Source organism: Coriobacteriaceae bacterium, from assembly GCA_025992705.1.
Lineage (GTDB): Bacteria > Actinomycetota > Coriobacteriia > Coriobacteriales > QAMH01 > QAMH01.
Window position 1 is genome coordinate 944673 of record DAJPGJ010000001.1, and the last position, 12605, is coordinate 957277.

The window sequence follows — 12605 nt, forward strand, 5'->3', positions numbered from 1 at the left end:
GATTTGACTGAGAAGATTCTGGATACGATAGAGTCGCCCGCTGACCTCGCTGATCTAAGCTATGAGCAGCTTAATCGTCTGGCCTTCGAGCTGCGCGCCGAGATGATAGCGGCGACGTCGCTGCATGGCGGACACCTTGCGCCATCGCTTGGTAGCGTCGAGCTCATCATCGCGCTTCATCGCGTGCTTGACTGCCCCCGTGACCGTCTCGTTTTCGACGTCGGCCATCAAGCGTACGCCCACAAGCTCTTGACGGGGCGGCGCAAGCAGTTCAAGACCTTGCGCACGTATGAGGGCATTTCCGGATTTCCCAAGATTACCGAAAGCGCATACGATGCCCACGATTCGGGCCATGCATCCGATTCGCTCTCGACGGCGCTTGGCTATGCCCTTGCACGTGACCTTGACGGATCGGATGCGACCATCGCCGCGCTCATCGGCGATGCCTCGTTTACGGGCGGCATGGCACTTGAGGCGCTCAACGACATCGGTCGTGCCAATACGCCGCTTCTGATCGTGCTCAACGATAACGGCATGTCCATCTCGCCCAATGTCGGTGGCTTTTCGACCTATCTTGCCAAGGTGCGCATGTCGGATCAGTACACGCAGCTGCGCAACCATGTCGAGGACGCCTTCAACGCGAGTGGTACGCTGGGACGCCTGCTCATGCGTGGCGGCAACGCCGCGAAGGAGTCATTCAAGCAATTCGTGCTTCCCGGCGCGACCTTTCTCGAGGGCTTCGGCGTCACGTATATCGGCCCGGTGGACGGACACGACATCCAGACGCTTGAGGAGATCCTCCGTGATGCCAAGGCGCTCGAGGGCCCCGTTGTCATCCATGCGGTGACGATGAAGGGCAAGGGCTATGGTCCCGCCGAAAAGAACCCTGCGCTCTTCCACGGCGTCGCCCCCTTCGATATCGCGTCGGGTACGCCCAAGCCCAAATCGAACGCGAATCCTACCTGGACGCAGGTCTTCTCCGACGAGCTCATCAAGCTTGCCGAGGATGACCCGTCAATCGTCGCCATCACGGCGGCGATGGCGAGCGGTACGGGACTTTCCGCTTTCGCGAAGGCCTACCCCGAGCGCTTTTTTGATGTCGGCATAGCCGAGGAACATGCCGTTGGCATGGCAAGTTCGCTTGCGCTTGCAGGCAAGAAGCCCGTCGTCGCCATCTACTCGACTTTCATGCAGCGCGCCATTGACCAAGCTATCGTCAATGTCGGTCTACAGAAGGCCCATGTCGTCTTCTGTCTTGATCGAGCGGGGCTCGTGGGTGATGATGGCCCTACGCATCATGGTGTTTTCGACCTTGTCTACCTGCGTATGATTCCCAACATGCGCATCCTCGCCCCTTCCAGCGATGAGGAGCTGCGCATGGCGCTGCGCTGCGCCATGGCGCTCGAAGGGCCCGTGGCCATTCGCTATCCGCGCGGCAGCGCCCCCGTCGCTCCAGGTGTATGCGAGCCGTGGCAGGAGGGCCATGCCGCCAAGGTCAGGGACGGTGCCGACGGGGCGTTACTCGCCTTGGGTCGCATGGTCGATGTCGCGTGCGAGGTTGCCGAGGTAGCCGCGCATCAGGGAGTCGAGCTTTCCATCTGGGACATGCGCTGGGCCAAGCCCATTGATGCCGACGCGTTGCGTGATGCCGCCCATACGGGCCATATCTTCACGCTCGAGGATGGCGTCATCACGGGAGGATTCGGTTCGGGCGTGCTCGAGCTGCTTTCCGATATGGGTGAGAGTTGTCCGGTCAGGCGCTTCGGCATCCCCGACACCTTCGTGACCCAAGGTCCGGTCGACAAGCTCTTTGAAGTGCTCGGACTCGATGCGGAAAGCATCAGCGCCGAGGTGCTCGCAGCGTATCAATCCTAGAGGTTACCCATGCGACTTGACGAGCTTCTCGTAGAGCGCGGGCTCGCGCGTGATCTGCATGATGCTCAGGCGTATGTCATGGCTGGCGAGGTCGTGGTGGGTGAGCATCGCGCCACGAGTGCCGGCATGAGCGTGAAGCCCGATGTTGCCTTGCGTCTTAAAGACGATAAGCGGCGTGGTGGCTTCGTGTCGCGCGGTGGTCTCAAACTCCAACAGGCCCTCGATACCTTCGGCCTTGAGGTCGGGGGCCTTGCATGTGCTGACTTAGGCGCTTCGAGTGGCGGTTTTACCGACTGCCTGCTCCAGCGAGGTGCTGCGCGTGTGAGCGCAGTCGATGTGGGCGTGGGACAATTCGACTGGCGTTTGCGCAACGACCCACGTGTGAGCCTTTTCGAGCGTACGAACATCCGCAACGTGAGTGCTGCCGACATAGACGGTCCTTTCGATCTGGTTGTTGCCGACCTTTCGTTCATCAGCCTTGCGTCTGTCATGAGCGATGTCGCCGCGTTCCTGAAGCCCCAGGGTTGCTTCGTCTCGCTTATCAAACCGCAATTCGAGGCATCCAAGGAAGACGTTGGAGAAGGGGGCGTCGTACACGATCCCCAGGCACACGCTCGCTGCATCGAGGCGGTTTTCGAGAGCGCGCGTGCCTGCGGATTCGAGGTCTGCGGTCTCACGTATTCACCCGTCACGGGCCCTGCGGGTAATATCGAGTTTCTCTTTTGGGCGAAATCCCGGCCATGCGATTCCCCGCGAGAGGGTAGTATGTGCTTCGATGAAATCGAGCGTGTCGTCGCAGAGGCGCATGCCAAGCTGAAAGGTGAATCGTGAAGGTTCTGATCGTGCCAAGCAACGTGGACGAGGTTGGTACCGCGGCCCACTATCTCGCTTCGCGCCTTGTCATATCCGGCATCGATGCCCTCGTCCAGGACTCCAAGGCGCCTGACCAGCTGTCTGTCCCCGTCGACGAGCTCGCGCTTGTCGTTTGCATGGGTGGCGACGGCACCTTCCTGCGTGCCGCACGTCTTGTCGATTTTGCTCCCGTGCCCATGCTTGCTCTCAATTACGGCACCCTCTCGTTTCTTTCCGGCAATCCGGCACGCGATGATGTCGAGCTCGTCACGAACGCCCTGGCTGGTGACATGGTCTTCGAGCATCGCTCGACAGCCGACATCACGATAGAGCAGGCTGACGGCCAGGTCATCAACGCGACCGCTCTCAATGAGATTGCCTATACACGCGGTCGTAGCGGGCGCGTGGTCGAGTATCGCTACGGCATCAACGGAATCACCATTGCGCAGCTCAAGGCCGATGGCCTGGTGGTTGCCACGCCCACAGGATCGACGGGCTACGCGCTCTCGGCTGGTGGCCCCATCGTGTCTCCGGCCTATACGGGTCTTGTCGTCGTGCCGGTTGCGCCCCATGCGCTCAACACCCGTGCCATTGTGCTCGCGCCTTCGGATGTGCTCGAGGTCATCATGGATACGACGCGTTCGCGCGATGCGTCGGTGTTCGTAGATGGGGTCATGATCGATGTCGACCAGCCCTCCTCGATAGAGGTGCGCCGCGGAGAGCGTGACTTGCTCCTGGCACGCGGTGGCGACGCCTTCTTCCGCAATGTCTCGCGCGTCTTCTTCGGTGGTCCGCATCCGGACATGCCCGAGCGAGAATAGGGGAGGGGCGCATGCTCGACGAGCTCCATGTATCCAATATCGCCCTCATCGAGGACGCGACCATAGCCTTCGCACCGGGTTTGACCGTTCTCACGGGCGAGACGGGTGCGGGTAAGACGGCGCTTCTCGCGGCCCTCAAGCTCATATGTGGTGCGCGTGCCGACAATTCGGTGGTGCGTGATGGTGCCGAGGAGGCGCTTGCCGAAGCACGCATCGTCGATGAAGACGAGCATATCGTTCGTCGGCGTCTGAGTGTCGCCGGGCGTAGCCGTTGTACGATTGACGGAGCAATGGCCACCGTTGGCGAGCTTGCCGTACTCACGTCGTCGATCGAAGTGCACGGGCAACATGAGCAGGTGCTTCTCCTGGAGCCGGCTCGCCAGCTCGCCTATCTCGATGCGTGGGCGCAAGATGACGAGCTCTGTGCTCGCTACGCCGAGGCTCGCACGGCCTACCAGCAGGCGCGGGCCACTCTTGACGAGCTCGAACAGGCTCAAGGCAAAAACGAGCAGGAGCTCGAGTTCATGCGCTTCACCTGCGAGCAGATCGAGAAGGTCAATCCGCAGGCAGGTGAGCTCGAGGAGCTTGAGGAGCAATTGCCGCGTCTGCAGCATGCAGACCAGCTCGCTCAGGCTTTGCAAGGTGCCTGCGCCGCGCTGCATGATGACGATGGCGCCCTCGACCTCATTGCTCGGGCGACTTCGGAGCTCATGCGGCAACAGGGAATCGATGAGGATCTCGATGAGCTCATTGGTCGACTTGACGTCCAGATGCAGGAGCTCGAGGACCTCACCCGTGACCTAAGCGCGTATGCGCAGGGCATCGACACGGATCCGAGCAGGCTCGAGGAGACGCTTGATCGTCTCGATAAGCTCAATGGCCTTATGAAACGCTTTGGCCCTGGCATGGACCAGGTTTTCGTCACCTGGGAGGCGGCGAAGCGCTCGCTTGAACAAGCCCAGGACTCGCCCGAACGCATGGAGCGGGCACGTGCATTCCTCGCTCAGGCGCAAGACGCATATCGTCAGGCCGCCGCAGCACTTAGCGCTGCGCGACACGAGGCAGCGCAGAGCTTCTGCGAGCAGCTCGCAAAGACCGTAAGCGAGCTTGCGATGGAGGGGGCGAGCTTCGAGTTCTCGTTTGACGAGCTACCCTTCGAGCGTTGGGGTGAAGCTGGTAGCGAGCAGGTCGAGCTTCTCTACCAACCCGCCCCGGCGTCTAAACCCCGTCCGTTGCGTCGCATCGCATCTGGTGGCGAGCTCTCGCGCATCCTGCTTGCGCTCGAGTGCCTGCACTACGATTCTTCCGATACCGGTGCGTCACGCTCGACCATCGTCTTTGACGAGGTCGATTCCGGCATTGGAGGTGCCACGGGTAATGCCGTGGCACGCAGGCTCGCGGCGCTTTCGAAAGACGCGCAGGTCATCGTCGTCACGCATTTGGCGCAGGTTGCCGCACTGGCCGACGAGCACTATGTGGTGAGCAAGCAGAATGGCGCTGACGGGATGCCGCATACGAGCGTCGAGCCCGTCGTGGGCGAGGCGCGCGTGACGGAGATTGCCCGCATGCTCTCGGGAGACGATGACGAGCGTGCGCTCGACCATGCACGCTCCCTGCTCGAAGGGACGCGCTGATGACGGCCTCCACGCTTTCTCGGGCGCTACGCGATGGACAAGCCGTGATCGTCGCGACCGATACCGTCTACGGCCTTGCGGCTCTTCCCGGCTCTATGGGATACGCGAGCATCTTCGAACTCAAGGAGCGTCCCGCCGATCAGGTGCTGCCCTGGCTCGTGCATGATGTCCACGTGCTCGATGCGCTCGCAGACGACGTTCCAGCCTATGCCCGTCGTCTGGCCCAGATGTTCTGGCCTGGTGCGCTCACCCTCGTCGTGCGTGCCTCGAGTGCCGCGCGCGAACTTGGTGACGTCGCAGACGATGGGACTATCGCGCTGCGCAGCCCTGATGCGCCCGAGCTGCTCGCGCTCCTCGCAGAGCTCGATGCCCCGCTCGCCTGCACGAGCGCGAATGTCCATGGCGAACCCGCGCCCTCGCGCCTGACGGATGTCCCCGCATCCATGCGCGAGTTGCCTGGTGGCGACTCTCTACCCGAAGTGTGTTGCGTTGGCCGCGCGTCAACGATCGTGGATTGCACGGGCCCTTATCCGAAGATACTGCGTGAAGGGCCGATACCCGAGCAAGTCCTACTCGATGTAGCTGCCTTCGGTGCTACACTTACAAGCCACGAGTAAAACGGCATCACTAGTGGGGACGTACCGCATTTTCGAGCATCTGGAGCAGATGAGCGATTTTCGCGAAGCGGTCTTGCGAGGACTGTCTGAGCACGCGGTCTTTGCGTGCGAGTTCCGCAGCGGCTTCGCGACAATCGCTCATCGGGTGCGAGAGCAAGCTCGAAAATGCGGTACCTCTCTTGACTGATTTGCACATAGCGACGAGAGGGCATGACAATGGCACAACTGCGTATCGCCTTGGCATCGGACCATGGCGGCTTCGAGCAGAAGGAAGCGCTTAAGCCGTGGCTCGAGGATCTTGGCTTCACGGTTGATGACTTCGGCTGCGATAGCGAGGAAAGCGTCGACTATCCCGATTACGCCAAACGTGCCGCCCGTGCCGTGGCACAGGGCGATGATGATTACGGCGTGCTCGTCTGCGGTACGGGTATCGGCATGATGATTGCCGCCAACAAAGTGCATGGTATTCGTGCCGCCAATCTTACGTCCACCGAGTTCGCCAAGCTTTCGCGCGAGCATAACAACGCGAACATTGCAACGCTTTCGGGACGTTTCACGTCCCTCGAGGACAACAAGGCAATTCTTGAAACCTTCCTCGGTACCGAGTTTTCGGGTGATAGGCATGCCCGCAGAGTCGAGAAGATCATGACCATCGAAACCGAAGAGTAGGAGAACTTCGCCCATGAATAACGAGTTACTTGCCCAAGCAGACCCCGAGATTTCCGCCGCCATCAACGACGAGCTGACGCGCCAGCGCAACACGCTCGAGCTGATTGCATCCGAGAACATTCCCTCGCTGCCGGTCATCGAAACGATGGGCACGATCCTTACCAACAAGTATGCCGAAGGCTATCCCGGCAAGCGCTATTACGGTGGTTGTGCCAATGTCGATACCATCGAGACCATCGCGCGCAACCGCGCTTGCGAGGTGTTCGATGCGGCATACGCCAACGTCCAGCCGCATTCGGGCGTCTGCGCCAACTCGGCAGCCTATTTTGCGCTGCTCGACCCGGGTGCCACCATTCTGGGCATGTCGCTTCCGGCGGGCGGTCATCTTTCGCATGGTGCCAAGTTCTCGCTCTCGGGTCGCTTCTACGACGCCCACTCCTACGGCTTGAATCCCGAGACCGAACGCATCGACATGGACGAGGTTCGCGCCATTGCCCAGGAGGTCAAGCCTGATCTTATCGTTGCCGGTGCGTCGGCTTATCCGCGCATCATCGACTTCGAGGCATTTGCCGACATCGCCCATGAGGTGGGTGCCTATCTTATGGTCGACATGGCGCATATCGCGGGTCTCGTTGCCGGCGGTGCGCATCCCTCGCCGGTGCCTCATGCCGACATCGTTACCTCGACCTCGCACAAGACCTTGCGCGGTCCGCGCGGTGGCTTCATGGTCACGAACAACGAGGAGATTTACGAGAAGTACAACAAGGCCGTGTTCCCCGGTTGGCAGGGCGGTCCGCTCATGCACGTCATCGCCGCCAAGGCCGTCGCCTTTGGCGAGGCTGCCCGTCCGGAATTCTCCGACTACGCGCATGCCGTCGTCGAGAACGCCGCCGCCCTGGGCGAGGGCCTCGTCGAAGGTGGTCTGCGTCTCGTTTCGGGCGGCACCGACAATCACCTCTGCCTCGTCGACCTCACGCCTGCCGGCATCACCGGCAAGGAGGCCGAGGAGCTGCTCGAGCCGCTCGGCATCACGACCAACAAGAACGCCATCCCCAATGATCCGCTGCCGAGCAGCATCACGAGCGGCGTGCGCGTAGGCAGCGCGACGATTACCTCGCGCGGCTTTGATGCCAACGAAGCTCGTGCCATCGGCGGCTTCATCGCCCAGGTTATCTTCAACCGGGATAATCAAACCGTTCTCGACAAGGTAGCGGGCGAGGTGCACGACATGCTCGAGAAGCACCCCCTGTATCCTGAGATTGCTTAGTAAATAGATAGTAGGAGGAAGACGCATGGCTGATACGCGCCCGAGCTGGGACGAGTATTTCATGGATATCACGAAGCGGGTCGCCACGCGCTCGACCTGCCTGCGTCGCGCCGTCGGTGCCATACTCGTGCACGACAAGCGCATCATCGCCAGCGGTTACAACGGCGGACCGACGGGGCTTGCGCATTGCCTCGACATCGGATGCCTGCGCGAGAAGCTCGGTATCCCGTCCGGGCAGCAGCATGAGCTCTGCCGTGGCATTCATGCCGAGCAAAACGCCATCATTCAAGCCGCGCGTTACGGCGTTTCCATCGAAGGCGCCACGCTCTACTGCACGACGCAGCCCTGCACGCAATGCACCAAGATGCTCATCAACGCGGGCATCACGGAGATTGTCTATGCGGAAGGCTATCCCGATGACCTCGCGCGTGAGCTTCTGGACGAGTCGGGAATCGTCGTCCGAAGATTCGAGGACTGACGCCGTACGGTCGTTTCATGATCGCGAGTTCGTGACCTTAGGTTTTTGCCAAAGCTAACTTACGCATGCCGTTCGCCTGAAATAGCGGCAGTTCACTGGGATTGCCACTATGAAGTACTGCGGCCGCCATTATACTTTGGAGTGTTTTGTGTGAGTGCTGTCTTTGGGGAGAACTAGCTACATGGCGATAGCGATCATCGCGGGCATTCTCGCGGGTTTGGTAAGCTTGGTTCCCATGTGGGCTGGAGTTCGCAGCGCGAAGCGAATGGATGCGCAGCAATCGGCTGCCGGGTACCTCACTCCGGTATTGCTGGCCGTCGGAGGCTCGTTTGTGGTCCTCGCTTTGGCGACAGTCATTTGCGTTGTCGTGGCTCGATCGAGTGTCGTGCCCTTTGCTTTGGCAGAGGCCTGCACACTTGTTGTCGCGGCGCTCGGTTATGGAATAGCGAAAGCTATACGTAAGTAGAACGGAGAGGGCGAAAGTGGATATCAATCCGTTAGAGGTACTTCAAGGAGAGCCTCTCGAGGAACTGCAACACTCGTTCGATTCGATGTACCTTATTAGTGGAGGCGGCGAGGTCGGCCTCACGCAGTACATCTTCTGGATGATCATCTCGATGGTGCTTACCGCGCTCGTCGTCATTCTTGCCGGCAAACGTCTGAGCATCATCCCCACCAACAAGTTCGCCAATATGGTCGAATGGGGCTATGAGCGCATTTGCGTCAACATGGGCGAGAACGCAATCGGCAAGGGCTATCAGAAGTTCATGCCCGTCATCCTCACCTTCTTCTTCTTCATTCTCATCTCAAACGTCATCGGACTCATCCCGGGTTGCAAGACTCCCACGGGTTCGCTTTCCGTGACGTGGGCGCTTGCAACGGTCGCCTTCATCTACTTCAACTGGCAGGGCATCAAGAGCAAGGGCGGTCTTGGCTATATCAAGTCCATCGCCCCGTCTGGTCTGCCCGTCGTGATGGTTCCCATCATCTGGCTCTTCGAGTTCATCTCGCTCGTGCTGCGTTGGCTTACCCTTGCCGTCCGACTTTACGGCAACATGTTCGCCGGCCACATGATTCTTGGCATCTTCGCCCTTATGACCACCATCTTCCTGCAGTGCAGCATCGAGGCTATGAACTTCGTCATCGGCCTGCCTGCCATTGCATGGGTTCTCTTGCTTATCGTCATGTATGCCATGGAGTGCCTCGTCGCGTTCCTGCAGGCATACGTGTTCTCGATACTTACGGCCGTTTACGTCGGTCTTGCGGTTTCCGAATCGCACTAATTTGGTTCTCGGTCGGGTACCGTGCCCGACTGGTTCATAGGAAGTTAGGCTTGCACGGAGAAGGCCGTGCAGGTCGTCACTTAAGGAGGAACAAGTGGAAACTACCCTCATCATCGCCGCCCTCAAGGTTGTCGGCTACGGTCTTGGCGCCATCGGCCCAGGCATCGGCATCGGTATTGCTTGCTACGGCTGCTGCGTCGGCTCCGCCCGTCAGCCCGAGCTCGCAGGTCGCCTCTTCACCAACTTCATCATTGGTGCGGCACTTGCAGAGGCCCTTGCACTTATCGGCTTCGTGCTCTTCTTCCTTGCCTAGTCAGGTTTCGTTACGTTGGAAACAATGCCTAGGGAGGGATCAGTGAAAGCACAAGTCAAGAAAATTGCCACTCGCGGCACTGCCGCATGCGCGCTCGCGAGTGCCATGGCTTTCGCAGCCCCCACGCTTGCATTTGCGGCCGAGAAGGAGACCGCGGGCATTTCGGCGATTCTGCCGGCAATGGATGAATTCATCCCGATGCTCGTCGCCTTCCTCATCCTGCTTGCGATTCTCGCCAAGTTCGGATGGCCCATGTTCAACGGCATTCTCGAGAAGCGCGAAACCACCATTCGCGAAGCACTCGAGAAGTCCGAGCAAGCTCGTATCGAGGCCGAGCGTGTGCTTGCCGAGTACCAGGACAAGCTCATCGAGGCCCGTCAGGAAGCGGCTACGATCATCTCCGAGGCCAAGCAGCAGGCTGAGGCGCAACGCGCTGCCACCACTGCCAAGGCCCAGGAGGAAGCCGAGAAGATCATCGCCAAGTCTCGCGAGGCGATGCAGGCCGAGAAGAACGCCGCCATCGCCGAGCTTCAGGCATCCGTCGCTGACATCGCATGTGCTGCCATGACACGCGTCGTGCAGGAGGACTTCACCGATGCGGATCATCGCAGGCTCATCGAGAAGAGCATCGAAGAGATAGGTACGCTCAATGCCTAAGAATCGCCTGCTCATCAAGAAGGAAATCGAAGCGTACGCCGAGGTCTTGCTCGAACTTGGCGAGTCCAAAAACGACGTATACTCGATTTCCGCACAGCTCGAGGAGATGAAGAAGGTCGTCAACATGCATCCCGGTCTCAGGGAAGTGCTTGCGAACGACTCCATCGACGAGAATACGCGTGCGACGGTCATGCACGAGGTTTTCAAGGAGTTTGATATCGAGCTCATCCAGTTCGTCATCTTCATGGCCTCGCGCCATGACATCACGCTTCTTCCCCGTGTGGCCGAGCGCTACGACAATATGGTGCAGGACAAGTACGATGTCGTCATTGTCGACGTCGCGACCGTCATCCCGCTTGACGACGAGCTGCGAGAGAAGTTTAAAAGTAAATTTTCCGCCCAATTTGGCAAGGAAATCGTCCTGCGCGAGCATGTCGATGCCTGGCTGCTTGGCGGTACGAACGTGAGAGCAAATGGAAGGCGTGTCGATTGTTGCACTGCTACGCGGATCGAGATGGTCCGTGCCGAGCTCTCTTCAGCAATGACTGGAGGTGAAAGGTAAATGGCGGAAATCACCGCGAGCGACATCGATCAGATTCTGCGTGAGAAGCTTGCTTCTCTGCAGACCAGCGTCGAGACTCGTGAGTTTGGTCATGTCATTCAGATTGGCGACGGCATTGCGCGCGTCAACGGTCTGAAAAGCGCAATGGCCGGCGAGCTCCTCGAGTTCGTCGCCCATGACGGCACGACTGTCTATGGTCTCGCCCAGAACCTTGAAGAAGACGAAGTAGGCGCCGTTCTCCTGGGCGACTACACCTTGATCAAGGAGAACGACGAGGTCCACACCACGGGCCGCGTCGTCGAGGTTCCCTGCGGCAAGAGCCTGCTCGGCCGCGTCGTGAACCCGCTTGGCATTCCGCTGGACGGCAAGGGCCCCATCGAGGCCGAGGGCTATCGCCCCGTCGAGTTCCGCGCCCCGGGCGTCATCGAGCGCCAGCCCGTCCACGAGCCCGTCCAGACCGGTCTCATCGCCATTGACGCGATGATCCCCATCGGACGCGGCCAGCGCGAGCTGATCATTGGCGATCGCCAGACGGGCAAGACGTCCATCGGCATCGACACAATCATCAACCAAAAGGGCAAGGGCATGATCTGCATCTATGTCGCCATCGGCCAGAAGGCCTCCACGGTCGCGACCGTGGTCGAGGCCCTCGAGAGCCATGGTGCCTTGGATTACACGATCATCGTCTCCGCTCCCGCATCCACGTCCGCACCGCTGCAGTACATCGCTCCCATGGCGGGTGCCGCAATGGGCGAGTACTTCATGTACAACGGCGAGGATGGCCAGCCCGCAAGCGCCACCAACCCTGGCCGTCACGTGCTCTGCGTCTACGACGACCTTTCCAAGCAGGCCGTCGCATATCGCCAGATGTCGCTGACGCTGCGCCGTCCGCCGGGACGCGAGGCCTATCCTGGCGACGTCTTCTACCTGCACTCCCGTCTGCTGGAGCGCGCCGTCAAGCTCAACGACAAGAACGGTGCCGGTTCACTTACGGCGCTGCCGATCATCGAGACCCAGGGCGGTGACGTCTCGGCATACATTCCGACCAACGTCATCTCCATTACCGATGGCCAGATCTTCCTGCAGCAGGACCTGTTCATGCAGGGCCAGCGCCCGGCCGTCAACGTCGGTATCTCGGTTTCCCGCGTCGGCGGTTCCGCGCAGATCAAGGCAATGAAGCAGGTTGCCGGTACGCTGCGTCTTGACCTCGCCGCATACCGCGAGCTGCAGGCGTTCTCGCAGTTCGGTAGCGACTTGGACAAGGCGACGCAGCAGCAGCTCTCCCGTGGTGCTCGCATGACCGAGCTTCTCAAGCAGGGCCGTTACGCTGCCATGGATGTCGAGGACCAGGTTGTCGCGATTTTCGCTGGTGATCAGGGCTTCCTCGATGGCATGCCCGTCTCCGACACGCTGCGCTTCCGCGATGATCTCGTGCAGTACATGCACACGGTTCGCAAGGACCTCAAGGATAAGATCGCGACCGAGAAGCAGCTGACCGATCAGATCAAAGAGGAGCTCCTCGAGGCCATCACGACCTTCAAGCAGAGCTTCATCATTGCGAAGAAATAGAGGTTAGC

The 12605-nt window shown here is 60.1% G+C and carries 13 protein-coding genes; all 13 read left to right on the plus strand.

The genetic code is table 11. The annotated features are described in order from the left end of the window. Positions 1-3: 3 nt before the first annotated feature. Positions 4-1875: a 1-deoxy-D-xylulose-5-phosphate synthase gene (dxs, locus tag OIM11_04220; GenBank protein ID HJJ00338.1), complete on the plus strand. Its 1872-nt coding sequence runs from the start codon at positions 4-6 to the stop codon at positions 1873-1875. 9 nt (positions 1876-1884) lie between these two features. Continuing rightward, positions 1885-2706: a TlyA family RNA methyltransferase gene (locus tag OIM11_04225; GenBank protein HJJ00339.1), complete on the plus strand. Its 822-nt coding sequence runs from the start codon at positions 1885-1887 to the stop codon at positions 2704-2706. Then, positions 2703-3548, plus strand: a complete 846-nt coding sequence (locus OIM11_04230; protein HJJ00340.1) for an NAD(+)/NADH kinase — start codon at positions 2703-2705, stop codon at positions 3546-3548. Before OIM11_04225 ends, OIM11_04230 begins: the two co-directional genes overlap by 4 nt. Before the next feature lie 11 nt (positions 3549-3559). After that, a complete protein-coding gene (gene recN / locus OIM11_04235) occupies positions 3560-5182 on the plus strand; it encodes a DNA repair protein RecN (protein HJJ00341.1) in 1623 nt (540 codons plus the stop codon). Beyond that, positions 5182-5799, plus strand: coding sequence for an L-threonylcarbamoyladenylate synthase (locus tag OIM11_04240; GenBank protein HJJ00342.1), 618 nt, complete (start codon positions 5182-5184; stop codon positions 5797-5799). Before recN ends, OIM11_04240 begins: the two co-directional genes overlap by 1 nt. A 225-nt stretch (positions 5800-6024) precedes the next feature. Further along, positions 6025-6468, plus strand: coding sequence for a ribose 5-phosphate isomerase B (gene rpiB, locus OIM11_04245; GenBank protein ID HJJ00343.1), 444 nt, complete (start codon positions 6025-6027; stop codon positions 6466-6468). 13 nt (positions 6469-6481) lie between these two features. Continuing rightward, positions 6482-7735 carry a serine hydroxymethyltransferase gene (locus OIM11_04250; GenBank protein HJJ00344.1) on the plus strand — a complete coding sequence of 418 codons (1254 nt, stop codon included), beginning with the start codon at positions 6482-6484 and terminating at the stop codon, positions 7733-7735. A 25-nt stretch (positions 7736-7760) separates the two neighbouring features. Further along, positions 7761-8213: a cytidine/deoxycytidylate deaminase family protein gene (locus tag OIM11_04255; protein ID HJJ00345.1), complete on the plus strand. Its 453-nt coding sequence runs from the start codon at positions 7761-7763 to the stop codon at positions 8211-8213. Positions 8214-8695: 482 nt separating this feature from the next. Then, positions 8696-9496, plus strand: a complete 801-nt coding sequence (gene atpB, locus OIM11_04260; GenBank protein HJJ00346.1) for a F0F1 ATP synthase subunit A — start codon at positions 8696-8698, stop codon at positions 9494-9496. Between the two features lie 94 nt (positions 9497-9590). Continuing rightward, positions 9591-9809 carry an ATP synthase F0 subunit C gene (atpE, locus tag OIM11_04265; GenBank protein ID HJJ00347.1) on the plus strand — a complete coding sequence of 73 codons (219 nt, stop codon included), beginning with the start codon at positions 9591-9593 and terminating at the stop codon, positions 9807-9809. A 42-nt stretch (positions 9810-9851) separates the two neighbouring features. Next, the gene (atpF, locus tag OIM11_04270) at positions 9852-10466 is read left to right on the plus strand and encodes a F0F1 ATP synthase subunit B (GenBank protein ID HJJ00348.1); all 615 of its coding nucleotides are present in this window, start codon (positions 9852-9854) and stop codon (positions 10464-10466) included. After that, the gene (gene atpH, locus OIM11_04275; GenBank protein ID HJJ00349.1) at positions 10459-11028 is read left to right on the plus strand and encodes an ATP synthase F1 subunit delta; all 570 of its coding nucleotides are present in this window, start codon (positions 10459-10461) and stop codon (positions 11026-11028) included. The genes atpF and atpH overlap by 8 nt, the downstream gene beginning before the upstream one ends. Continuing rightward, entirely contained in the window at positions 11029-12597 is a 1569-nt protein-coding gene (gene atpA / locus OIM11_04280; GenBank protein ID HJJ00350.1) for a F0F1 ATP synthase subunit alpha, read from the plus strand. Positions 12598-12605: the final 8 nt, after the last annotated feature.

Coding starts and splice junctions, on each gene's coding strand:
- OIM11_04225 (HJJ00339.1), top strand. CDS start 1,885: ATGCGACTTGACGAGCTTCTCGTAGAGCGCGGGCTCGCGCGTGATCTG.
- recN (HJJ00341.1), top strand. CDS start 3,560: ATGCTCGACGAGCTCCATGTATCCAATATCGCCCTCATCGAGGACGCG.
- OIM11_04240 (HJJ00342.1), top strand. CDS start 5,182: ATGACGGCCTCCACGCTTTCTCGGGCGCTACGCGATGGACAAGCCGTG.
- OIM11_04250 (HJJ00344.1), top strand. CDS start 6,482: ATGAATAACGAGTTACTTGCCCAAGCAGACCCCGAGATTTCCGCCGCC.
- OIM11_04255 (HJJ00345.1), top strand. CDS start 7,761: ATGGCTGATACGCGCCCGAGCTGGGACGAGTATTTCATGGATATCACG.
- atpH (HJJ00349.1), top strand. CDS start 10,459: ATGCCTAAGAATCGCCTGCTCATCAAGAAGGAAATCGAAGCGTACGCC.
- atpA (HJJ00350.1), top strand. CDS start 11,029: ATGGCGGAAATCACCGCGAGCGACATCGATCAGATTCTGCGTGAGAAG.